This window comes from Teretinema zuelzerae, from assembly GCF_021021555.1.
In the GTDB taxonomy this organism is placed as follows: Bacteria; Spirochaetota; Spirochaetia; order Treponematales; family Treponemataceae; genus Teretinema; species Teretinema zuelzerae.
On record NZ_JAINWA010000001.1, the window covers coordinates 139,037 to 161,103 of the forward strand.

A 22,067-nucleotide genomic window follows, 5' to 3' on the forward strand; every position below is an offset into this window, starting at 1 on the left:
CATTACCCCATAAAAGCTATAGTCTTGACATATGTCATCAATGTTTATCGGTATCATTGTAATTCTCGGCGCGGGAGTTGCGGTCCTGATGGTATTCGTCGTCAAATCCTTCATCGCCCCGCAAAAGATAGCTGGAATCGACAAACTCATATCCAACGGTAAATACGGTCCGGCAATAAAAGCCGCGAAGGCGATTATAGCGAGAAATCCCAGAGACACGGAAGCAAGATACCTCTTGGGCAAGGCATACCTCGCAGACGGCAAGGCCGAATTGGCCCTTATGGAGTTCAAGACGGTCAACGCGACGGCTATTTTCTCCAAAACAATCCCTGAAGCAGAGTTCAGAAAAACAATAGCCCAGCTCTTCTTAAAATACAACCAGCCCGACGAAGCCCTGAAAGAATTTCTTCTTCTCATAAAATTGGAGCCGTTCCAGGCCGAACACTATTATAACGCGGCCCAGATGTTCGAACAACGGGACAATTCCGAACAGGCTATCCAGTATTATAGAAAGGCGGTTGAAACCGACCCAAAGCACGCGACCGCGCATGCAGCCCTGGGTTTTCTGTTATTCAAGAACAAGCAAATGACCGACGCGAAAACAGAAATTTCGCTGGCGCTCAAACTCGATCCTAAAAACTCGAAAGCCTACTTCTTCCAGGGAAAGCTTCTCCGGGAAAGCCATGATTACGCGAACGCCCTGGCTGCCTTTGAAAAAGCGCTTCGGGAACCTGAGTTCAAGCAGAAAGCCCTCATAGAACGCGGATGTTGTTATATCGAAGCGAATAGCCTGGAAAAAGCCATTGTCGAATTCGACAGAGCGATCAAGGCATCGACGGACGATTCGTCCAACGACACCCTCCATGCACGTTATTTCCTGGCGACCTGCTACGAGAAGCAACGCGACATCGATAAGGCCATCGGACAATGGGAGAAAATTTTCGTTAAAAAACGCAATTTCCGCGATGTCGGAGAAAAACTCACCCAGTATCAGGAACTACGGTCTAACGACCACATGAAAGAATATCTGACCGCGTCGAAAGACGATTTTTTTACCATCTGCAAAGCGCTCACCAATAAGTGCCTTGAACTTGCGGTACGGGAAATAAAGGAAACAAAGTACGGCTGTTCTTTGATTGCCGTAGAAAACGACGCGGAAAAATGGCGCAATGTTCGAAAAATGCCGCGCATGATCCTTTTTTACCGCGATCCCAACATGATAGAAGACGCCTTCTTGAGAACTCTGCAGGAGGAGATGAAAAAACAATCCATCATCAGAGGAATAGTCATTACCAGTTCTGGCTTCACCCGCGCGGCTCTCGAATTCGCGGAAAGCCGGCCGTTGGAGCTGATCAACAAGGACAAGCTCGAACAGATGTTGTCTCAAGCTGATGTTTTCGCGGAAAACCAGTAGCATCCCACATGAAAATCCTCTGCGTATCCGATCAGATTGATCCTCTTGTATACAGCAGCAACGTTAAAGAAAGATATAAGGACGTAGATCTCGTTATTTCCGCAGGCGATCTGCCGATGGAGTATCTGGAGTTCATTGTTTCGTCGCTGAACAAACCGGTTCTCTTCGTGTTCGGCAACCACAATTTAAGCGAATTCGGACAATATCACTCCGTCAACCCTGAAAACGCCCCGAACCCGAGGCAGATGAATCCGCTGACAAGAAGCATGACCGGGCACGGCACGACCTATATCGGATTTAAAACGATAAAAGAAAGCGGATTATTGATCGCGGGCGTTTCCGGCTCGCTTAATTACAATAACGGATTAAATCAGTATTCCGACGCGCAGATGAAACGAAAGCTGTTAAAACTCTTTCCCGCACTCCTGTACAACCGGATCAAATACGGCAGGTGGCTCGATATTCTGGTAACCCACGCATCTCCCGCCGGAATACACGACAAGCCCGATCCCTGCCATCAGGGTTTTTCATCATTCCTCTGGTTTATGAAGAAATTCCGGCCGAGGTGGCTCATCCACGGCCATATCCATTTATACGATCTGCAGGACATCCGCGTTTCATCCTTTGAGCAAACAACTGTCATCAACGCATATAGTCATTTTATACTTGATACCGGAGCACCGTCAAAATGAGCGACCTAATTAAGCATCAAGCGGAAGATGATTTCAACAAGGCACGGAACAAAGCCCTTTTCAATGAAATACAGAATTTCTTGAATCCCGACCGATCGAAACTCCTCTCGTTTCACGATGTCAAGAAAATCCTGAAACCGAAAAACGAAGTATATGCGGGAATGCAGACCATTCCGATAGACAGAATCGTAGGAAGCGAAGGCCGGTATCAGGATTTCGACAGCCATTTTCTTCCGAAATCGAGAAACCTCAAGGAACGATGGGAACGAGTGGACAGCGCGCATCTCTCCGATACAGTGCTTCCCCCTATCCAGCTGTATGAAATCGGCGGGCTGTATTTCGTGAGAGACGGAAACCATCGCGTATCCGTCGCGAAAGCCCAGGGCGTCGGATATATCGACGCCGAAGTAATCTCCTTGAAAAGCGAGATCACCCTGAAACCGGGATTGAATCCCGAATCGCTGTTGACCGAAGTCATCAAATATGAAAAGAGAATCTTCTATACGGAGACATCTTTCGGAGATCTGACTGATTACTGGGATCTGGAGTTCACCAGCCCCGGTCAATACGACGTTATATATAATCATATTCTTGTCCATAAATACTTTATCAACGAGACAAAAAAGGAAGAAATCCCCTTTCAGGACGCCCTCCTTTCATGGTTCGACAATGTATACAAGCCGGTGCTTCACGTAATTCAAAAGAAAAAGCTTCTGAAGATGTTTCGCGACAGGACGGCAAGCGATCTATACGTATGGATCATCAAACAGTGGGACGAACTGAAAAGAAAATACGGATTGGAATTCAGCCTGGATCAGGCGACGCAAGTCATTGCAGACACTCACAACAGAAACCCCTTGCGTGTCGTGTCGGACTGGTTCAAAAGAACCTTTCAAACTTGACGGCGAAAAATATCGATGCTACACTGAATTACAATGCAAACAGCACTACTAGAAACGTACACCGCACTTCCCCTGATAGCGAGTTTGTTGGTTCAAGGGGCAAGCGGCTTGTTTTTATTCCGGATTGCAAAACAATTCCCTAATAAAATCACCAGCCCGTCGTACATCAAACTTGCTTCGCTGTTTATAGCTCTTCTCGGTTTAAACAGCATCGTCGCCATTTTCATTCCAAGCCTGCTTATTTTCTCAACCGGCGTTTTCATCGCGAACATCGTTTTTCTCGCATTCTTGATTCTTGCGGGAAAAAATCTTGCCCAAATACGCATCGAGGAAGCCCAAACGCAGGAAATCGCGACGGTAACCGAGAACGATGCGGATAACGGCGAAGACCCCCTTATCGAAGTAGGCCGTTCGGTTTTGTCGTATGTATCCGAATCCATCACCGGCGAAATAAACCTCGTGCGCCTTTTGGACTTCGTCAATCAAACGCAAATGGCGCATACGAAAGCGGACGGAGGAGTTATTTTCCTTGCGGACGATTTCGACGATCTTATCGCGGCAAAATCCTTTGCGGGAAACTTTCCGCCGCCCTATAAGCTTCCCGTGGATCTTCCCCACAAACCGGTTCGGGTTGAGACGAATTTCAGATACACGCAATTTGCGCTGGGCGAAACAATCTTCGGAGAAGTAGCATCCACCGGAAAACCGGCTTTGATCGTCGATGGAGAAAAAGATTCGCGAATATTCAGCAACGGACCTGAAGAGTTCTTGAAGCCGGGCAGCTACATCGTCGTTCCGCTCATGGTAAAGGACAGAGTTGTCGGCGTTTCAGGCCTTGCTCGCCTTCCTGAAAACGCCCCGTTCGGCGAAGCCGAACTGCGGACAGCCACGATCCTGGCTGGCTTTGCGGGAGCCGCAATAAATAACATCTTCAGCGTTCAGGAAATTCTTGAACGAGCCGATTTGGAGCGCGAGGCCAGCATAGCCTCGCAAATTCAGAAAACGTTGCATCCGAAACGGCTCCCCGAACTTCCCGAGATCGGTTTCGGATCCTTCTTTAATTCGACGAAGGGCGTTTGCGGAGATTATTACGATATTATTCTGGCCCGACGCGACAGAATAGCGGTAGCTATCGCAGATGTCGCCGGAAAAGGGATTCAATCGAGCATGGTAATGATCATGCTCCGCTCGATACTCCATTTGGTGACCAACACCACGAAGTCCGCAGGAACTATCCTCGACTGGGTGAACAAGGGCATCACCGGCAAGATCGATATGGACCACTACGCGACGCTCACCTACATCAGCTTCAGTCCGGAAGATCACACCCTTGAATACGCGACCGCGGGGCATCAGCCCATGCTGATATGGCGAGCAGACTCAAAACAAGTAGAGACCATTCATCAGAAAACGGATCCAATCGGAATCGAACGTTCTTCTACATACGCGGAAATGAAGTTGACAGTCGGTAAAGGAGATATTATTATTCTCTTCACTGATGGACTGATCGAGGCGTTGAACAGGGATGGAAAGCAGTACGGAATAGAGACTCTTTCTAAAACAATATCTGCGAGCACACATAAAACGGCAAAAGAAATAGCGTCAGACGTGAAACACCACATCCAGGCTTTTATCGGATCAGCAAGTCTCCATGACGACCAAACATTGGTCATTATGAAGATAAAAGCCTAGTTTATAGAAAGGAGCAACATCGGTATGGAACTGAAAATCAGAAAAAACGGTGAAGTATACATCATAGATGTGAACGGCGAGATGGATTTGTACAATTCATACAAGCTTAAAGAGCTTGTAATGAAAATGCTTGAGAAGAATGTTCAATCCTTCATCATTAATCTTGAACAAGTTGATTATATCGACTCGTCAGGCATCGGAGCATTGATTTATATATGCTCAACTGTAAAAAAGATGAACCTGAAGCTTGCGATAACAAATATCCACGGCTCGGTAAAAAAAGTTATTGAATTGACGAAATTGATGGGTTATTTCCCAATAACCAACAGCATTGAAGAAGCTCTCCAGCAGATGGAAGGCTGAAATTTGGATCAGGAGATACATACATGAATCCGATTAAGGAACTTCGAGCGGATGGCAGCGATCCGCTGTTTGATAAAACAAATATGCTCTACAAGGAATTCCCTTCGGATTTCCGACAGATCAGGTACTTTACCCTGCTCATCGTTCAATCCGCGCCTCTTGAAATCAAGGAGATTAATCTTCTTGAGCAACAGATCAGCGAAATTATTAAAAACGCGGTAAAACACGGAAACGATTGCGATCTTAACAAGAAAGTTCGCGTTTGGTATTCGTTCAGTTCAACCCACGCGCACCTCATTGTCGAAGACGAAGGATCCGGTTTCAAGGATCTGGAAAAGTGGAACGATTTCAATCGAAAACGCCTTGAATGCCTGTACCAGCAGGATTTTGAACACCTGGGATCCTTCGTTTCGTTCAGAACGAATAAAAGCGATGAGCAGGACGGCGGAAACGCCTTGTTCGCAGCGCTGGAATATTGGAACGGCGGATTCGTTTATAACGACAAGAAAAACGGCGTAGCGATGTTGAAAAAATATCCGCAAAGACGCCATGGAATAACAATCGACGGGGAATAACCCCAAAATGAAAGGACTGCATGGCAGTCCTTTTTTATATATATCGAGTTCCGTAACAGCTTTCAAATAAAAAACGTCTATCTTCTTCTTGCATCTCGTTAATCTTTAAATGGTAGATACTGTTTATTCGATTCAAATCAACTCTGGAAACCATTTGAGCCCGGCACAGTATTTTTCTTGCTGAAAAAAGCATCTGACAGGAAAGCATCTTGTCGTTCAATACGGATGCCGCAGTTTTCTGAGCAAAAACCAATATATGTTCATGATCGATGAATACCAGGAATTCGGGAGATACACTCTCTGAAAATGGTCCGTGTTTATTTTTATAAGTTTCCAAAACTGAAAGGAATCTGAGCGAAGGACCCTTGTTTTCCGGTTGTAAGCCGATTAACTGTATCAGGTCGACTTTATCAATATGGATCTCGCCGATAGCAGTTCGTTCTGAAACAGATAAAAAAGGCGAATACGCATCCGGACAGGAAAAACTGATGAAAAAGGGATCTTCGCGCAGTATGCGAAACACAGGCTGGGCAGAGAGAGTATCGTTCTCGCTCCAGAGTTGGGCTGGAATTGGAATAGAGGAAGTTAAATCATCAGTAATTATGAAATTAGAATAAAAAACCAGACTATGCTCTTGATGGTAAAACCGTACTCTGCAGGGAATCCTGCCGTCTTTCTGCTGCTTACACTGATCGATCAAGGATGAATGGCTGTGAAACTCGATTCGTCCCGGATGAATTTCATAACTTTGAGGCGGAATTTGGCTGTTCGAAAGTTCAGTAAAAACAGTAAGGGGCTTCTTTGCATTTTCCAGTGAACGGAAAATGAACTCTCGTTCAATTCTGCCCAATAAAGACGGCATATGAATCCCCATCAAAGTATAGTTCGTCGATTTTCCATGCGCCCCCGTCCTGTACGGCCACAACATCGATGAATAATTCAGAGATCGACTGATCTTTGACGAACGATAAACGGAATCGCGAAGTGAAGCGGGAAGATTCATCGCCGGAATTCTCGGGTACGGGCCTCCCGAACGCGACTGAAGCGGGCACGGGAAAGCGATTCAGACGATAGTTAGTTAAGACTGGAATGAATTGTCGAGTGTCGGCGCATATTTCAGCCGGGATGGTCTTATTCCTGAATGCTTGTTCTACCGAACGCAACAGCGAAACAAGGCCATCGGGAGAACCTGAATAATCGAGATAGCCTAAACCATTAAGAGCGGGATAGATCCCTCCCGACGAACCGGAAGATGAAGGACTCATCACCGCGAATGTTTCTGATCCGCCCGGCAGAGTCTTTCCGCTATCGGCGGGCCGGGTAGACATAGAGGGATTGTCGACCCACGAAGCGCCTGAAAAAAAGCTTTCAGCAGTATCCAATACGGTAGCCGGATACATATAAATGGGAATACTCAAAAAAAAGCAAATGACTGAACGATGCATCATACTTTTCCGGATCATACCGGGAAAAGTATAGCATGAAGACGAAGTCTGGACAATCTTGAGTGAACAAGGTAAAGTTTAACTTAAGTTTTTTTCCAGGAGAGTTCAAACATGGCGCTGACCCTAACTGAAAAGATATTACAATCTCATCTTGTAGACGAGAATGCAAAACTTCCGCCCCGGGGAGAAGAAATCGCAATCCGCATCGATCAAACGCTGACCCAGGACGCCACTGGAACTATGGCGTATCTTCAATTCGAAACAATCGGACTGGACAGGGTGAGAACAGAGCTTTCGGTATCGTATATCGATCACAACACTCTTCAGGAAGATTATAAAAATATGGACGACCATCGATACCTTCAGAGCGTCGCCGCTAAATACGGATTATGGTTTTCCCGCGCCGGAAACGGCATCTGCCATCAGGTGCATCTGGAAAGATTCGGCATTCCGGGGAAAACCCTCCTCGGATCCGACTCGCACACCCCTACCGGCGGCGGACTTGGCATGATCGCGATCGGAGCCGGCGGACTCGATGTTGCAGTTGCAATGGGAGGAGGAGCCTTCCATCTTTCAATGCCTAAGGTGTTCGGCGTAAAACTTGCCGGAGCCCTCCAGGGAGGAGCCTCCGCCAAAGACATCATTCTCGAAGTTTTGAGAAGGGAAACAGTCAAGGGCGGAGTGGGAAGCATTTACGAGTATTTCGGCCCGGGCGTGGCAGGACTTACCGTCACGCAACGATCGACTATCACCAATATGGGAGCCGAGTTGGGCGCCACATGCAGCATATTTCCATCAGACGAAGCCACGAAACGGTTTCTGGAAGGCATGGGAAGAGGCTCGGACTATCACGAACTATCAGCCGACGAAGGCGCAGTGTATGATAAGATAATCGAAATCGATCTATCGGCACTCGTTCCGATGGCAGCGCAGCCCCACTCTCCCGACGCGGTGATTCCTGTACGCGAGATCGCCGGAAAAAAGGTGACCCAGGTTGCCATCGGGTCCTGCACGAACAGTTCGCTCGCGGATCTGACCGCGGTGGCCGCTATCGTAAAGGGAAAACACATCGCGCCCGGAGTTGAAGCGGGGATCTCGCCCGGAAGCCGCCAAACCTTGATGCTCGCCGAGAAAAGCGGAGTTCTTGGAGAACTCATACGCGCAGGATTCAGAATCCTGGAAAGCGCTTGCGGACCCTGCATTGGAATGGGATTCGCTCCTAATTCAGAGGGCGTTTCGCTGCGGACATTCAACAGAAACTTCAAAGGAAGATCCGGAACGCCCGACGCTCAAGTGTATCTGGTTTCTCCAGAGACAGCAGCCGCGGCCGCGATCACCGGAGTCATAGCCGATCCGGCTGATTTCGCCGACAGTCTTAAAAACAACGCGGGACTCTATTCCGTAAACGATCCCGCTCTGATAAAAGACGACAGCATGCTTATCGCTCCCCTGCCCCTCGAGCAGGCCCTGCGGACTGACATTATCAGAGGACCGAACATCAAACCCTGTCCGGCGACTCCTGCTCTTCCTGATTCGCTGATTCTTCCGATTCTTCTGAAAACAGGAGACAATGTTTCGACCGACGATATTATGCCAGCCGGCGCGAAAGTTCTGCCGCTCCGCTCCAACATACCTGAAATTTCGAAATTCACCTTTGCCCGCCTTGATGCGGATTTTTACTCCCGGGCAAAAGACGCAGCAGGCTGTTTCGTATTAGGCGGAGAAAACTATGGACAGGGCTCGTCGCGGGAACACGCGGCCTTAGCGCCCATGTACCTCGGCGTTCGGGCTGTGCTGGTAAAATCCTTTGCCCGCATTCATAAGGCGAATCTTATCAACTACGGCATCATCCCCCTCGTCCTTGCCGATCCTTCGATGCATGAAAAACTCGGCCAAAACGATGTTCTTCGTTTCGAATCGATCCGCCATTCGCTTGAAAAGGGAACCGATTTTGTATTGACCCGCGAATCGGACGGAATGAAGATTATTGCGCGCAATGATCTGGATGAACGATCCAGAAAGATATTATTGTGCGGAGGCCTGGCCGCCTGGACGAAGTCCGGAGGGCAATAACCGGGGGACGGAAAAATGGAAATACCTTTCCTGCGGGATCATGCAAGACACTCGACTCCTGTTCGCGATCCCGTCTGGAAAGATATTCCGTTGACTCCTGAATTGCAGGATATAGTCAGATCCGAACCGTTTTTGCGGCTCTACCGCATCCGCCAGCTCGGTCCTACCGAATTGGTCTATCCCGGCGCGACTCATACCAGAGCGGCGCATTCTCTCGGCGTATATAATCTGGCACTTCGAATGTTGCATAAAATGAGCGACCAGGAAACTGATTTCGCTGTTTCCGAGACTTCCTGCCGTTCGTTTCTCATTGCCGCTCTTCTGCATGATTTGGGACATTTTCCCTATACGCACTCCTTAAAAGAGCTCCCGCTGGAAGATCATGAAGCGCTGACGGCTCGTGCGATCCTGCAAGAACCCCTGTATACTCTCATCAAGCGATTCGGCGCGTCGCCTGAAACCGCGGCCGCGATAGTGGATCATTCGATTCATCCGGACGACACAGATACCGAAGTGCATTTTTTCAGGAAACTTCTTTCGGGCGTGCTTGATCCGGATAAGCTCGACTATCTCAATAGAGACGCGCTGTATTGCGGAGTCCCCTACGGAATGCAAGACACCGATTTCGTCTTATCGAAGGTGCAATTTGACAAGCGCTACGGAATTGCAATCGATTCAAGCGCGATCATGTCCATCGAAAACATCCTTTTCTCGAAGTACCTGATGTACCGATCGGTGTATTGGCATCGACAGGTCAGAATAGCCACCGCAATGATGAAAAAAGCCCTATGGCACGGATTATCAAACAAATCGATCGCAGGGGAGGACTTGTATCGGCTGGATGATTCGGGTCTTTTTTCTTTTATGAATACCGTGGGAGGGATTCCTTTTTCTATCGCCGAAAAAGTCAGGAACCGCCGTTTTTACAAAATCCTGGGTGAGTTCAAATTCGAATCTTCCGAACAGGGCATGGGCGCGCTGGAGGATTTGCACGCCAGAACCGAAGCCGAAACCGCGGCGGCAGAATACCTAAGCCGACTAACAGGCACTCCTATCGCATCTGAAGACGTACTCATAGATATACCGGAACGAATATCATTTGAAAGCGATTTGCATATACTCGACGAAAACTGTTCATTCAGCGCCAGCACGACCGTATTCAATCCCGCAATAGTCGGCAATTTTACACGTTCGCTTCGAATGGCGAGACTTGCGATTAATCCGGACGCCTTCGATGCCATGGGAGGCCGATTCCCGGAGCCCGAGAACCTTGCGCGATGCATCGGCGTGGGTTACACTAAATAAAGGAATAAAAAACAAAGGTCGGAGGGGCCCAATGAATGTGCACAATGTAATGGAAGAATTCGTTTATAGCGAGGTTAACAGCCTATTCGATACAGCGCACGAGAACAAGGCACCCTGGCTAACTTGCAATTGCAATCAGTGCAGGCTGGATACGATTTGCTATGTACTCAATAGAATTACTCCAAAATACATCAAATCGGGCAGAGGACTTGCCCATACTCAACAGGACGATTCGATCGATAAGGCGCAGCTTGCCGCCGATATAAACCGGATTGCCATCGAAGGCATGAAACAGGTTCTTTCCACCCAGCGTCCTCATCAAAGAGATGCTTCAGACCTGCCGGAAACCCCGGTATTCAATTTTCCTACTTTTGTGGGAAGGATCATCGACGGAGCAACTTTCGAGCCCCTCAAGAATATTACTGTATTGCTGCTTATCAACGGAAAAAAAGCGGACTCCATAGATTCCTCGTGGGAAAACCCCTACGCAATTTCGAGCCATACCCCCGGGACCTTTACCTTTTGGGTTAAACCGATAGCCAGCAAAGCCGAAGGCATAAAAAAAGTTTTTCCTTTTGAGATAAAAGTGGCCGAGCCGGGATACGATCCTCTTTCATATTTTTTTGAAATAGGCATGACAAGCGAGTCTGTTTTACGAACAGCATACTCGGCAGAACATGCGTATGTGTTGCCGGATCTGCATCTATTTCCCGCTGGCAATGAGCTTGAATCCATGCAGGATTGACCGATACAAGCCGTAGCAGCCCGGATTCGGTCCCGCATTGACAGGATGGGCTGTTTTCTTTATAGTGTCTGAATCACGGGATGTAGCCTAGAGGCTAAGGCGTCTGGTTTGGGACCAGAAGATCGGAGGTTCAACTCCTCTCATCCCGATTACGCTTGGGATCGTAGCTCATCCGGATAGAGCAACTGCCTTCTAAGCAGTAGGTAGGGGGTTCGAGTCCCTCCGGTCCCGCAATTTTTTATAAAATACCGAAAATATGCTATACTGGATTAATAGCCGCTTGCTGCTAGTACTATAATCCAGGAGTCGCATATGTTCAGCATCACCTTTCCGGACGGAACGTGTACCGAATTTTCTTCCCCGATAACCGGGCAAACGCTCATCCCGTATTTCGAACCCCTACCCGCTCCGCTTGTAGCCATGCGCGTAAACAACGAATTGTACTCCCTCAATCGATGCATAGACGTAAAAGCAAGAGTCGAGCCGGTTACAAGCGCGACAACCGAAGGATCGAATGTATCCAGAAGAACGTTGTGCCTCGTACTCGCTGCCGCTTCTCGCGAGCTCTTTCCGGAGCTCAGGCTGGTAATCGGCCATAGTCTGGGCTACGGTTATTACTATACGCTGGAATCTGCAAACTCCGATTTTAATTACGCAGAAGATCTGAAAAAAATCGAACACAGAATGAAAGAAATGATTCGGGAAAATATCCCGGTCGAAACGCAGTATGTATCCTATGAGGAAGCCCTGGATCTGTTTAGGGACAGCAACCAGACAGATACATGGAAGCTCCTCTGTCATATCAGCAAACCGCGGATGCTCATCAATAAGCTGAACAACTACCGCGATCTCTATTTCCAGCCTCTTCTTCCTTCGACAGGGCTGCTTTCGGTGTTCGAATTGCGCAGATACGGCGAAGGATTTCTGTTACGGTTCCCGCCCACATCGCATCCCAACGAATTGGCGAAATTCGAAGACATCCCCGAGCTATTCGAGGTGTACCGCCAGTCCAAAAAATGGGGAAAGCTGGTCAAGGTGTCTTCCGTCGGCGAACTCAACGAGCTTGTCGAAAAACGGAAGGTGAAGGATTATGTCGAAGTCACCGAGACTAAGCAAAACAAAACGCTTGCCGAAATAGCCGATAAAATCGCGGAAAGTTCTTCGGTAAAAGTTGTGTTGATAGCAGGCCCTTCCAGTTCGGGAAAAACAACTACCTCAAAAAAACTTTCAATGCAGCTTAGGGTTCTCGGATACGAACCGACCGTCATCAGCCTCGACGACTATTATCGGGGAGTCGCGAATACCCCCCTGGACGAAGAGGGAAAGCCGGATTTCGAGTGTCTGGAGGCGCTGGACATTGAACTTCTCAACGAACTGCTGATGAAGCTGTTCAACGGCGAAGAAGTGGAGCTTCCCGGCTTCGATTTCAAAACAGGAACGCGAAAATTCACCGGCAGGCGGCTCAAGATGAACTCCCGCTCATTGCTCATTCTCGAAGGAATTCACGGATTGAACGATAAGCTGACTCCTCTCGTTCCGCAGGAATACATATACCGGATTTATCTCTCGGCGCTTACGCCGCTCAATCTCGACGATCATAACCGCATCCCCACTTCGGACAACCGGCTATTGCGGAGAATCGTCCGCGACGCGCAATTCCGCGGAAAGGGAGCTGCTGGAACAATCGCGATGTGGAGCAGCGTCCAACGCGGTGAACGGCTGCATATTTTCCCGTATCAGGACAAAGCGAACGTGATGTTCAATACGGCGCTGGACTATGAATTGTCGGTTCTGAAGGTCTATGCAGAGCCTCTGTTGCGCGCGGTCCGACCGACGGAAAGCGAGTACACGGAAGCTTCCAGACTGCTCACCTTCCTGAATAATTTCTCGCCGATTCCGCCCTCTTATGTTCCCGGCCAGTCTATAATCAGAGAGTTCATCGGCGACAGCGATTTCAAGTATTCGTGATCGGAGAGGCAGACGGGGAATCAATCCCTGTCTGCACGCTTGGAAGAAGTCAGATCGTCAAGCATGGATGCTTCTTCAGACAAATAGTCCTTTCTCCACTCGGCTTGCTTTTTATCCTTTAATTTTTCCAATACCTGGCGGTCGCGCGACGCTAATGTGAACTCCTCTCGAGCTCTTTCCAGAACAAGTTCCGCCGCCGCGAGTTCTTCGAAGAGTTCTTCCTTGCGCTGATCCAGACGAAAAACATATCGTTCAATGGCGATAAGATCTTCCACTGCAACGGTTTCTCCGCGGGATGTCGACGCTTGAACGCGTTTTCTCGCGACATCGTCCAGGAGGGCTTGAACGGCATCGCGATGAGACAAAGCCTTGCCTAATTGAAGTTCAGCCTGTTTTTCCCTGAACTGGCGCAGATCGAACAGTTTATTCAGGGAAAACTCGAAACGTTTCATCAGTCTTCCCAGTCGCTCTGATCATACGCCTGAGCGGATTCTGAGGATTGAACGTACTTTTGAGAAGCGCCCGGACCATGAAGAGTTTTTTCGTCGTCCGGGATTTGCATGGAAGAAACAGCCCCCAAACGATTAAGCGTGTCGAGGATCGGGGCGGGATCGGATACTTCCTGCGTTAGAAAACCTTCAATATTGGAATGATTGGATATCGCTTCGTCGATCGAGGGATTCGAACCCTTTTGATAGGCGCCGACGTTTATCATGTCTTCGGATTCAGCGTAGATGGCCATCATTCGCCTGATGTAACCGACGGCCTTTCTGGTGACCGGCCCGGAGACCCGGTTGGCGAGACGAGAAATGCTGGCGAGAACATCGATCGCCGGATAATGGTATTTCTGGGCAAGTTTTCTGCTTAAAATGATGTGGCCGTCCAAAATACCGCGGACTGTATCGGATATGGGTTCGTCCATGTCGTCGCCGTCGACTAATACGGTGTAGAACCCGGTTATGCTGCCCTTGTCGGAAGTACCGCTGCGTTCCAATAAGCGAGGAAGCGTTTCGAAAACGCTGGGCGTATATCCGCGGGTAGCTGGCGGTTCGCCGATCGCGAGGCCGATCTCCCGCTGGGCTTTAGCGAAACGGGTTACCGAGTCGAACATAAGCATGACGTCCTTCCCCTGATCGCGGAAGTATTCTGCGATAGCGGTGGCAACGTACGCACCGCGAATTCTTGCGACGGGAGACTGGTCCGAGGTTGCCATCACGACGACGGATCTTTTCAAGCCTTCGGGGCCCAAATCGTTTTCGATGAAATCGACCACTTCCCTTCCGCGTTCGCCGATCAGCGCAATCACGTTGATGTCAGCGTTCGTGTTTCGCGAAATCATTCCAAGCAGGGTGGATTTGCCGACGCCGGAACCGGCGAATATGCCCAAACGCTGGCCTCTGCCGACGGCAAGGAGGCCGTCTATTGCGCGGACGCCGGTGACGATCCGATCCGAAATCGGGCGCCGCTTCATCGGGTCGGGAGGAGAGGCGATAACCGGATATCGTAGGGACGATACGATCTCGTCGCCCTGATCGGCCGCTTTTCCCATAGCATTGAGCACGCGGCCGAGAAGCATATTGCCTACCGGAACCGTCAGAACGGAGCCGCTGGCGGTAACCTTGCATCCTACTTCGATGCCCTGGATATCGTCGTAGCTCATAAGTTGAACAGTCGTACCGTCGAGTCCGACGACTTCGGCAAAGACGGGATCGTTGCCGCGCGATAAATGGATGAGGCAAACCTCTCCGATTACGGCCTGCGGGCCGCGGCTTTCAAGAAGCATTCCCTTCACGCGTATGATAGAGCCTGTGTACTTGATGGGATCTGCTTCTTCCACCGCTTCGACGTACTTATTGAATAAATCGATCATCGGCCCTTAATCCTGAGTTACCGGATTCGCCGTTTTCACCCGGGTGCGGATGGGAGAGACTTCCAGAATCCGCTGTTCGATTTCATTGAGCTGGCTGGAAATTCTCGCGTCTATCGCGCCGAAATCCGTCTCTATTACGCATCCGCCGCGATCCACGGTCGTATCCTCTACAACGGTTATATTCTTGACGTTCTCGGCGCTTGAAAGGAAATCCTTGATATGCTGGGTCGTCATGGCGACATCGGCCAAATTAACGCGTATGATCACGTCTCCGCGTCCCTTCACCTTGCGCAAAGCCTGGACCACGTTAGAAACGACGATATTCCGCTGATTCTCGGAAATGACTTTCACTATTTTTCGCGTCATCATTAAAACTAAATCGACGATCTGCTGCTCGGTTTCGGAGAGAATCTCCTGGCGTTTGTCCATCATTCGTTCAATAATCGTATGAAGGCGATCGGTCAAACGTTCCGCTTCGAGGTTTCCTTCCTTGAATCCCGCTTCCTGGCCGCTTGCGAAGCCGTCCTTATAGCCGTCCTTCAGCTGAGCGTCTTTTTTCATCTCTGCTTCGGCGATTATCTCTCTGGCCCGCTTCTCGGCTTGCGCTATTATGGAGTCGGCTTCATCCTGCGCCTGGCGTTTAATAATTTGCGCCTGGTCGGTCTTTCTCTTTACCTCGTCGAAAGCAGCTTTCTCGGCTTCTTTAAGGATTTCTTCCGAACGGGATTGAGCTTCCGCCAGCATGGCTTGCTTGTCGCGTTCGAATTCCATTCTGAAGTGTTCGGCTTCGCGCCTCAGATCGTCGGCGGTGGGACCCTCGTATATCGGTTCTTCCGGACTTTCTTCAACCGGCTCTTCCACGACGAATTTACGGGCAAGCTGCAGTTGCACGTGTTCATTGCTTACCTTTATTTCATTCGGCCGAAAAACTGTTTTTGCCATTATCTACCACCGCTATACGACAAGTTCATCTTCTCCCGAGCGAGCAATTACAATCTCGCCGGTATCTTCAAGATGTCTGATGATGGATACTATCTTTTGCTGCGCTTCTTCAACGTCCTTCAAGCGTACCGGCCCCATGTACTCCATGTCTTCCTTAAGCATGCCGGCGGCGCGCTTGGACATATTCCGGAATATTTTGTCCTGAACCTCGGTATCGACGGCCTTAAGCGCTTTCGCGAGCTCCTGGGTGTCGACTTCGCGGAGAACTTTCTGGATAGCACGATCGTCGAGCATAACAATGTCTTCGAACACGAACATTCGCTTTTTTATTTCTTCCGCGAGATCCGAGTCCTCGTCCTCGAGAGCTTCGATGATGGACTTCTCGGATGAACGGTCGACAAGGTTCAAGATCTCTACGATGCTTTCAACGCCTCCGGCCGCCGTATAGTCTTCGCTTGAAAGCGTCGACAGTTTCTTTTCAAGAACGCGCTCTACTTCGCGAAGAACATCCGGAGACGTTCGGTCCATCGTCGCGATCCGGCGAGCTACTTCGCTCTGAATCTCGTCGGGAAGGTTCTGAAGGATGACAGAGGCTTTTGAAGGCTCTAGATAGGCCAGAATAAGAGCGATCGTCTGAGGATGCTCCTGTTGGATAAAGTTGAGAAGATGGGCAGGATCGGTGCGTCTGATAAAGTCGAAGGGCCGAACCTGCAGAGAACTGGTGAGCCGGTTGATAATATCGATTGCCTTTTGGCTGCCGACGGACTTTTCCAGCAATTCCCTGGCGTAATCGATGCCTCCGGTTGTTATGAAGTTCTGAGCCATCATGAGGTCCTGAAATTCCTGAAGGATGGCGTCCTTAAAATCTGCTTCGACTGTTTCCAGACGCGCGATCTCGAAGGTCAAGGTTTCTATTTCATCTTCTCGCAGATGCTTGAAAATTTCGGAAGAAATCTCGGAACCGAGAGACACGAGAAAAATCGCGGCTTTTTGCCGGCCGGTAAGCGACTTGACGTCCTTGGCTTTTTTCGAGCCGGACGCAGGCGCGGGTTTATCTTTCGGCGATGATGCGGGTGGAGCCATGGGCTATTCCTCCATTAACCAGGTGCGAATAAGCAGGGCGACGTCTTCCGGATGTTCTTTGGCCATATTGATGGCGTTTTCCTGAAGCTCGAGCCTTTTGCGCTCTTCTACGGACATGGAAACCTCCATTCCGGCCTGTTCGGCTTCCCAGAGCGTTTTTTGGCGTTCCATCTGATGCTTGCGCAGCAGTTCTTCTTCTTTCAGGCGCCTGCGTCTTTCCAACTCCCTGGAAATCATGCGGTAAATGATGAACGAAACCAAAATCGCGGCAACCGCGATAAGCGAATACAAAATGGTCTGTTGAGTCTGCTGCTTCTGCAGATACGCGAGATCCTCTTTTTCAAACTGGGTCGAGCGATCGAAACGAATATTCAAGACGCTCACGGAGTCTCCGCGAGAATTGCTGAAACCGATTGCGTCCTGAACGGCCTTTGTTGCGGCCTTAAGTTCGTCGTCGGGGATAGGCGAATACTCTCGTTCGATCGCGCCTTGCTTAATCAGATAATTTCCGTTCTCGTCCCGCTTTTTCGTCCATAAGCCGTCGATGTTGACCGATACGGTTCTTCTACCCATCGAAGGGCTCACGGTTTCGGACGTTTCCCTCTGGCCGATAAGTTCATTTTTCTTAACGATCGACTGTTCGGAAAGCCCGTACAAATTGGACATGTCTTTATACGCGGGAGCGGTTTGGCCTTCTACACCGGCGGGTCCTTCGGGATTAAAGCCCGACCCCTGCCAACGGGTGGTTGAAGTCTCTGACGAAAGAGTGATGGACTGGACGATTTCCGAATCATCGTAGGGAGTTTCAGGATTATCGGGTCGAATGGTCGTCGGAAGATAATCCTTCTGCTGGACCGACTTGTCGGACATGTCCATTTCGATTTTGAGATTCAAATCGCGGACGCGATCGATGCCGTAAATCTGCTGGAGGGCGTTCAATATCTTGGCGCGATACTGGGCTTCCAGCTGAGCGATCAGTTTCTGTTCTTTTTCGATTCGGGTCAGCCGGTCCCACTCGCGCATTCCATCGAAATCGTTGAGCACGGTGCCGTTGCTGTCGGCTATCGTGATATTCTCTGCCTTTAATCCTTCGACGGCGAATAGAAGGAGTTTTTGAATTCCCTCAACCTTTTTGCGATTCGTAGCCAAATCGCTGCCGGGCTTCGGATATACGATTATGCTTGCGGTAACTTCGTTTTGATCCGCCGTGAACAACGTTCGCTCGGGAATATTCACCACTACGCTTGCGTCGTCTATGTCGTCTATAGCTTTGATATGCTGACGCACTTCTTCGACGATCGCCCGGCGTTTGTTCACATTCCTTTCAAAGTCCGTGATTGTCCAGCGTTCAACATCGAATATGGCCCATGGATCAGTATTCGAAGGAAGCAAATCCTCCCGGATGAGAATAGAACGCATTCTCCGCGCCGTAGATTCATCCTCGACAGAAATCACGCCCGTGCTCGAAACAGAAACCCGGACATTTTCCTCATTCAGCCGTAATACGATTCTATCCCGTACAGCCTCGTCGACTACAGGAGAATCGATAAGCGGAACCATCGTAGGCGCGGAAGAAACGGAAAAAAGCAACACTCCCCCGACTATTACCGCGAGAATGATGCCTCCGAAGATGAGTTTTTGTATTATGGTCCATTTGGCCCATACTGAAGAAATCTGTGATATAAGCTTTTTCAGCCATTCGTTCATGTTCCCCTCCCGTTACAGAACGAACCTGTTACAGTTTTGTATATATAGGAGAATATTATATCACAATTTATCGATTTGTGGTAACGTCGTTCCAACCTTTTATTACCCGATCAATCACCGATTGCGCGATCTTCAGCGATAAATTCGCTTCGGCCATCGCAATCGTTACATCATGAACATCGACAGATTCAGGATCCACAATCATCTGTTGAGACAGAGTCTCTGTCTTCATCTGGGAATGATTTACCGAATCGAAAGCCTTCAGCAAGGTTTGCTCGAAACTCTGTGTTTCAGGACGAACCGAAGTATCGATTAAATCGGTGCTTGATTTCATCGAAGCGCGGAAATTATCCACAGAAACAGGATTAACTTTCATCATTACCTACCTATTTCCAAAGCTTTCATGAACATCTCTTTAGAACCTTGAATAACGGAAGAATTGGCTTCATACGAACGGGAGGCCGAAATGAGATCGACCATTTCCGTAACGATATTTACGTTGGGGTATTCGACGTAGCCGGTTTTAGGCCCTGATTGAATCGCGTCGGGATGAGTCGGATCATAAACAAGCCGAAGATCGGCAGTGTCCTTTTCGACCGAGGAAACCTTCACGCCGCTTCCTACGCCCCGATCAAGGGCGTCCGGAATAAAGGGCGTGCGCCAATCCATTCCGGCATCCTTCTGCGAGAGGACTACCCTGCTCCGTCTGAACGCCCCGCCTTCCTGGGTCCTCGTTGTTGAGGCGTTGGCGATATTATCGGATATCACGTCGGAGCGGAGCCGTTCGGCCGCCATTCCGGAAGCCGCTATCTGTATGCTGGTAAACATTCCCATAACAACCTTCCTTTATTTCAATACCGAGTTGGCCTGGGCGAACTGGAAACTCTGAATCTGGGTGAGCATTTGGTAATTAAGCTGAATTCTCAGGATTTCCATCGCTTCTTCTTCAGGATTCACATTGTTTCCGTTCGCTTTTTCCGTAGTCGTATAATCAAGAACCCGGCGGGGCTCGACAGTCCGGTAATCAATGACGCTGTCCGCAGATAGATGGCGGTCGTCGGTTTTCGAAAGTTCGAAGGCTCCGGCGGAGCGCGTTTCGGAGTCCAGAGCCCGTTTGAGCTCGGTCTCGAAGTTTACGACTGTTCGCTTGAAATTGGGTACTTCCGAGTTAGCCAGATTATTCGCGGTAACCGTATAGCGAAGGGTGCTCGCATCCATGGCTCGGTGCAAAAGATCGGTAGTACGCGCAAAACTATTCATTTTCAAGCCTCCACCTGTATATAATCGGCACGATATCCTTCGCGGTTTACCAGTTTTAGAGTATATACCGCGAAAGATCCTGATCGAGCACGATATCCTTCAGGCGTTCGTCTACGTAGGCGGCAGTGATGTCTACAGCTTGACCGCTCATCTCGCTTGCGTTGAAAGAAATTTCTTCAAGAAGCATTTCCAGTATCGTATGGAGCCGGCGCGCTCCGATATTTTCCATCCGGGAATTCACTTCCGCCGCCAGAAAACTCATGCGTTCTATGGCGTCGTCGGAAAAACTGATCGTTACGTTTTCCGTGCCGAGAAGTTCGATATACTGGCGGGTAAGCGCGTTCTTCGGCTCCAACAGAATGCGTTTGAAGTCCTCGGCATGCAGGGACTCGAGCTCGACGCGTAAGGGAAAACGGCCCTGGAGTTCCGGGATGAGATCGCTCGGACGGGAAATGCTGAAGGCGCCGGCCGCGATGAAAAGAATGTGGGTGGTGTCTACGACCCCGTATTTCGTATTCACTTTAGAGCCTTCGACTATCGGAAGGATATCGCGTTGAACGCCTTCGCGCGATACATCCTGCCCGCCGGATCGGCCTCCGCCGCCTACCGCGATTTTGTCGATTTCATCGATGAATACGATGCCCATCTGTTCGACTCGATTGCGGGCTTCATCGGCGATTTTTTCCTGATCCACCAATTTATCAAGCTGTTCCGCGATGATGATCTCGCGGGCGTCCCGAACCGACACGGATTTTCGTTTATTGCGCCCGCCGGTAATAAGATTCGTTATATTCGCCATGCTCATTTCCAGGTCTTCGAGATTAGAAGAACCCGCGAAGACCTCAAAGGCGGGCATGCCCGTCTTTTGAACCTGGATTTCGACCACGCGCTCCTCAAGGAGGCCGTCGCGTAGCATTTTCCTGAATTTCTCTCTGGTGGAGGAATCAGCGGAAGACGAGGCTTCGGCAAATGATTCGCCGGAGAGAGCCTCTTCGGGTCCGTTCAGCGAGGGGAGAAGCTCTGCTGAGGAAGAACTCTGGCCCTTTTTGTTAAAACCCGGCAGCAATAGATCGAGCAGCGCTTCCTCAGCGCGCTTTTCGGCTTCGGCGCGGAGCTGCGTTTGCATCTCCGACTTGACCATCGCATAACCGACGGCCATGAGATCGCGGATCATCGATTCGACATCCCGCCCGACGTACCCTACTTCCGTATATTTCGTCGCTTCAACCTTGATGAAGGGAGCTCCGCTCAATTTCGCCAATCGCCTCGCTATCTCGGTTTTTCCGACGCCGGTAGGGCCTATCATCAATATGTTTTTAGGCGCTATCTCTTCCCGCGCTTCAGGGCTGAGCTTCAAACGGCGGGTGCGGTTGCGCAAAGCTACGGCGCACGCGCGCTTCGCCTTCGTCTGCCCGATAATATAGCGGTCAAGTTCTTCCACAATGGCTTTGGGAGTCAATGATTCGAATTCATTCATCGTTACAGCTCCTCGATGGTGATGCGGTCGTTAGTGTAAATGCAAATCTTGCCCGCGATGGAGAGGCTTTTCCGCGCAATATCTGCCGCATCGAAAGATGTAGACTCAAGATAGGCGAGCGCTGCAGCGTAGGCGTAATTCCCGCCCGAACCGATCGCTATCACATCCTCTGCCGGTTCTATCACGTCTCCGGTGCCCGATATGAGCAGGGTTTTTTCCGCGTCCGCAACGAGGAGCAAGGCCTGGAGATTCCTGAGAGCCTTGTCGGTACGCCAATCTTTTGCCAATTCGACTGCGGCTCGGGTCAAATCTCCGGCGTATTCCTTTATCCTGAATTCGAATTTTTCAAGCAGCGTAAAGGCGTCTGCGGTAGCCCCTGCGAAACCTGCCAAAATACGGCCCTCATATAATCTGCGAACCTTGCGCGCGTTCGGTTTCATAACCGTCTCGCCCATCGTGACCTGTCCGTCGCCGGCCATCGCGACCTTTCCGTTCCGGCGCACGGCGACAATAGTTGTGCTTCGTATTTTTTCGTATTTCATGCGTGGCTCCTT

The 22,067-nt window shown here is 49.7% G+C and carries 22 protein-coding genes and 2 tRNA genes; 12 read left to right on the plus strand and 12 right to left on the minus strand.

Going from position 1 to position 22,067, the window contains the following annotated elements; genetic code table 11:
- Window positions 1-31: 31 nt before the first annotated feature.
- The 6 genes from K7J14_RS00675 to K7J14_RS00700 are packed head-to-tail and all read left to right on the plus strand — an operon-like array spanning window position 32 to window position 5,638.
- The gene (locus K7J14_RS00675; protein ID WP_230752134.1) at window positions 32-1,414 is read left to right on the plus strand and encodes a tetratricopeptide repeat protein; all 1,383 of its coding nucleotides are present in this window, start codon (window positions 32-34) and stop codon (window positions 1,412-1,414) included.
- Window positions 1,415-1,422: 8 nt separating this feature from the next.
- Window positions 1,423-2,106: a metallophosphoesterase gene (locus K7J14_RS00680; protein WP_230752135.1), complete on the plus strand. Its 684-nt coding sequence runs from the start codon at window positions 1,423-1,425 to the stop codon at window positions 2,104-2,106.
- On the plus strand, window positions 2,103-3,008 hold the full coding sequence (locus tag K7J14_RS00685) for a transcriptional regulator (protein ID WP_230752136.1): 906 nt from the start codon (window positions 2,103-2,105) through the stop codon (window positions 3,006-3,008). Before K7J14_RS00680 ends, K7J14_RS00685 begins: the two co-directional genes overlap by 4 nt.
- Window positions 3,009-3,041: 33 nt before the next feature.
- Complete coding sequence (locus K7J14_RS00690; RefSeq protein ID WP_230752137.1) at window positions 3,042-4,700, plus strand: PP2C family protein-serine/threonine phosphatase; 1,659 nt, start codon at window positions 3,042-3,044, stop codon at window positions 4,698-4,700.
- Window positions 4,701-4,724: 24 nt separating this feature from the next.
- Window positions 4,725-5,063, plus strand: a complete 339-nt coding sequence (locus K7J14_RS00695; protein WP_230752139.1) for an anti-sigma factor antagonist — start codon at window positions 4,725-4,727, stop codon at window positions 5,061-5,063.
- A 23-nt stretch (window positions 5,064-5,086) separates the two neighbouring features.
- Window positions 5,087-5,638 (plus strand): ATP-binding protein, encoded by a 552-nt coding sequence (locus K7J14_RS00700; protein WP_230752140.1) that lies wholly within the window; start codon window positions 5,087-5,089, stop codon window positions 5,636-5,638.
- Window positions 5,639-5,672: 34 nt separating this feature from the next.
- Here the strand turns inward: K7J14_RS00700 and K7J14_RS00705 are convergent, their stop codons facing one another.
- Complete coding sequence (locus K7J14_RS00705) at window positions 5,673-6,500, minus strand: hypothetical protein (RefSeq protein WP_230752141.1); 828 nt, start codon at window positions 6,498-6,500, stop codon at window positions 5,673-5,675.
- Window positions 6,475-7,038, minus strand: a complete 564-nt coding sequence (locus K7J14_RS00710; protein WP_230752142.1) for a hypothetical protein — start codon at window positions 7,036-7,038, stop codon at window positions 6,475-6,477. The genes K7J14_RS00705 and K7J14_RS00710 overlap by 26 nt, the downstream gene beginning before the upstream one ends.
- Before the next feature lie 156 nt (window positions 7,039-7,194).
- On the opposite strand from K7J14_RS00710, the gene K7J14_RS00715 reads away from it, so the two are divergent.
- The 6 genes from K7J14_RS00715 (at window position 7,195) to K7J14_RS00740 (ending at window position 13,174) form a co-directional block, all read left to right on the plus strand.
- The gene (locus K7J14_RS00715) at window positions 7,195-9,156 is read left to right on the plus strand and encodes an aconitate hydratase (RefSeq protein ID WP_230752143.1); all 1,962 of its coding nucleotides are present in this window, start codon (window positions 7,195-7,197) and stop codon (window positions 9,154-9,156) included.
- Between the two features lie 15 nt (window positions 9,157-9,171).
- Complete coding sequence (locus K7J14_RS00720) at window positions 9,172-10,461, plus strand: HD domain-containing protein (protein WP_230752144.1); 1,290 nt, start codon at window positions 9,172-9,174, stop codon at window positions 10,459-10,461.
- Between the two features lie 31 nt (window positions 10,462-10,492).
- The gene (locus tag K7J14_RS00725) at window positions 10,493-11,206 is read left to right on the plus strand and encodes a late competence development ComFB family protein (protein ID WP_230752145.1); all 714 of its coding nucleotides are present in this window, start codon (window positions 10,493-10,495) and stop codon (window positions 11,204-11,206) included.
- A gap of 76 nt (window positions 11,207-11,282) precedes the next feature.
- Window positions 11,283-11,355 (plus strand) — tRNA-Pro (locus K7J14_RS00730).
- Between the two features lie 8 nt (window positions 11,356-11,363).
- Window positions 11,364-11,437, plus strand: a tRNA-Arg gene (locus K7J14_RS00735).
- A gap of 81 nt (window positions 11,438-11,518) precedes the next feature.
- The gene (locus K7J14_RS00740) at window positions 11,519-13,174 is read left to right on the plus strand and encodes a nucleoside kinase (protein WP_230752146.1); all 1,656 of its coding nucleotides are present in this window, start codon (window positions 11,519-11,521) and stop codon (window positions 13,172-13,174) included.
- A gap of 20 nt (window positions 13,175-13,194) precedes the next feature.
- Here the strand turns inward: K7J14_RS00740 and fliJ are convergent, their stop codons facing one another.
- From fliJ to hslV, 10 genes are all read right to left on the minus strand, one after another.
- On the minus strand, window positions 13,195-13,626 hold the full coding sequence (gene fliJ, locus K7J14_RS00745) for a flagellar export protein FliJ (protein WP_230752148.1): 432 nt from the start codon (window positions 13,624-13,626) through the stop codon (window positions 13,195-13,197).
- Window positions 13,626-15,044: a FliI/YscN family ATPase gene (locus K7J14_RS00750; protein ID WP_230752150.1), complete on the minus strand. Its 1,419-nt coding sequence runs from the start codon at window positions 15,042-15,044 to the stop codon at window positions 13,626-13,628. The genes fliJ and K7J14_RS00750 overlap by 1 nt, the downstream gene beginning before the upstream one ends.
- A 6-nt stretch (window positions 15,045-15,050) precedes the next feature.
- Window positions 15,051-15,986, minus strand: coding sequence for a flagellar assembly protein FliH (gene fliH, locus K7J14_RS00755; RefSeq protein WP_230752151.1), 936 nt, complete (start codon window positions 15,984-15,986; stop codon window positions 15,051-15,053).
- Between the two features lie 12 nt (window positions 15,987-15,998).
- Window positions 15,999-17,069, minus strand: coding sequence for a flagellar motor switch protein FliG (gene fliG, locus K7J14_RS00760; protein ID WP_230752152.1), 1,071 nt, complete (start codon window positions 17,067-17,069; stop codon window positions 15,999-16,001).
- Between the two features lie 3 nt (window positions 17,070-17,072).
- Window positions 17,073-18,776 carry a flagellar basal-body MS-ring/collar protein FliF gene (gene fliF / locus K7J14_RS00765; RefSeq protein ID WP_230752153.1) on the minus strand — a complete coding sequence of 568 codons (1,704 nt, stop codon included), beginning with the start codon at window positions 18,774-18,776 and terminating at the stop codon, window positions 17,073-17,075.
- Window positions 18,777-18,843: 67 nt separating this feature from the next.
- Window positions 18,844-19,155: a flagellar hook-basal body complex protein FliE gene (fliE, locus tag K7J14_RS00770; RefSeq protein WP_230752154.1), complete on the minus strand. Its 312-nt coding sequence runs from the start codon at window positions 19,153-19,155 to the stop codon at window positions 18,844-18,846.
- A complete protein-coding gene (flgC, locus tag K7J14_RS00775; protein ID WP_230752155.1) occupies window positions 19,155-19,610 on the minus strand; it encodes a flagellar basal body rod protein FlgC in 456 nt (151 codons plus the stop codon). The genes fliE and flgC overlap by 1 nt, the downstream gene beginning before the upstream one ends.
- 12 nt (window positions 19,611-19,622) lie before the next feature.
- Window positions 19,623-20,036: a flagellar basal body rod protein FlgB gene (flgB, locus tag K7J14_RS00780; RefSeq protein WP_230752156.1), complete on the minus strand. Its 414-nt coding sequence runs from the start codon at window positions 20,034-20,036 to the stop codon at window positions 19,623-19,625.
- A gap of 55 nt (window positions 20,037-20,091) precedes the next feature.
- Complete coding sequence (gene hslU / locus K7J14_RS00785; RefSeq protein WP_230752157.1) at window positions 20,092-21,513, minus strand: ATP-dependent protease ATPase subunit HslU; 1,422 nt, start codon at window positions 21,511-21,513, stop codon at window positions 20,092-20,094.
- Between the two features lie 2 nt (window positions 21,514-21,515).
- Entirely contained in the window at window positions 21,516-22,055 is a 540-nt protein-coding gene (gene hslV, locus K7J14_RS00790) for an ATP-dependent protease subunit HslV (protein WP_230752159.1), read from the minus strand.
- Between the last annotated feature and the right edge of the window lie 12 nt (window positions 22,056-22,067).

What these genes read in the sequence shown, in the direction of transcription:
- fliJ (WP_230752148.1), bottom strand. Translation starts at nt 13,626, where the DNA reads ATGAAACGTTTCGAGTTTTCCCTGAATAAACTGTTCGATCTGCGCCAG.
- fliF (WP_230752153.1), bottom strand. Translation starts at nt 18,776, where the DNA reads ATGAACGAATGGCTGAAAAAGCTTATATCACAGATTTCTTCAGTATGG.
- K7J14_RS00750 (WP_230752150.1), bottom strand. Translation starts at nt 15,044, where the DNA reads ATGATCGATTTATTCAATAAGTACGTCGAAGCGGTGGAAGAAGCAGAT.
- hslU (WP_230752157.1), bottom strand. Translation starts at nt 21,513, where the DNA reads ATGAATGAATTCGAATCATTGACTCCCAAAGCCATTGTGGAAGAACTT.
- K7J14_RS00720 (WP_230752144.1), top strand. Translation starts at nt 9,172, where the DNA reads ATGGAAATACCTTTCCTGCGGGATCATGCAAGACACTCGACTCCTGTT.
- K7J14_RS00725 (WP_230752145.1), top strand. Translation starts at nt 10,493, where the DNA reads ATGAATGTGCACAATGTAATGGAAGAATTCGTTTATAGCGAGGTTAAC.
- K7J14_RS00690 (WP_230752137.1), top strand. Translation starts at nt 3,042, where the DNA reads ATGCAAACAGCACTACTAGAAACGTACACCGCACTTCCCCTGATAGCG.
- hslV (WP_230752159.1), bottom strand. Translation starts at nt 22,055, where the DNA reads ATGAAATACGAAAAAATACGAAGCACAACTATTGTCGCCGTGCGCCGG.
- K7J14_RS00695 (WP_230752139.1), top strand. Translation starts at nt 4,725, where the DNA reads ATGGAACTGAAAATCAGAAAAAACGGTGAAGTATACATCATAGATGTG.
- K7J14_RS00675 (WP_230752134.1), top strand. Translation starts at nt 32, where the DNA reads ATGTCATCAATGTTTATCGGTATCATTGTAATTCTCGGCGCGGGAGTT.
- K7J14_RS00705 (WP_230752141.1), bottom strand. Translation starts at nt 6,500, where the DNA reads ATGCCGTCTTTATTGGGCAGAATTGAACGAGAGTTCATTTTCCGTTCA.
- K7J14_RS00710 (WP_230752142.1), bottom strand. Translation starts at nt 7,038, where the DNA reads ATGTATCCGGCTACCGTATTGGATACTGCTGAAAGCTTTTTTTCAGGC.
- K7J14_RS00740 (WP_230752146.1), top strand. Translation starts at nt 11,519, where the DNA reads ATGTTCAGCATCACCTTTCCGGACGGAACGTGTACCGAATTTTCTTCC.
- flgC (WP_230752155.1), bottom strand. Translation starts at nt 19,610, where the DNA reads ATGGGAATGTTTACCAGCATACAGATAGCGGCTTCCGGAATGGCGGCC.
- fliH (WP_230752151.1), bottom strand. Translation starts at nt 15,986, where the DNA reads ATGGCAAAAACAGTTTTTCGGCCGAATGAAATAAAGGTAAGCAATGAA.
- K7J14_RS00715 (WP_230752143.1), top strand. Translation starts at nt 7,195, where the DNA reads ATGGCGCTGACCCTAACTGAAAAGATATTACAATCTCATCTTGTAGAC.
- K7J14_RS00700 (WP_230752140.1), top strand. Translation starts at nt 5,087, where the DNA reads ATGAATCCGATTAAGGAACTTCGAGCGGATGGCAGCGATCCGCTGTTT.
- fliG (WP_230752152.1), bottom strand. Translation starts at nt 17,069, where the DNA reads ATGGCTCCACCCGCATCATCGCCGAAAGATAAACCCGCGCCTGCGTCC.
- fliE (WP_230752154.1), bottom strand. Translation starts at nt 19,155, where the DNA reads ATGATGAAAGTTAATCCTGTTTCTGTGGATAATTTCCGCGCTTCGATG.
- K7J14_RS00685 (WP_230752136.1), top strand. Translation starts at nt 2,103, where the DNA reads ATGAGCGACCTAATTAAGCATCAAGCGGAAGATGATTTCAACAAGGCA.
- flgB (WP_230752156.1), bottom strand. Translation starts at nt 20,036, where the DNA reads ATGAATAGTTTTGCGCGTACTACCGATCTTTTGCACCGAGCCATGGAT.
- K7J14_RS00680 (WP_230752135.1), top strand. Translation starts at nt 1,423, where the DNA reads ATGAAAATCCTCTGCGTATCCGATCAGATTGATCCTCTTGTATACAGC.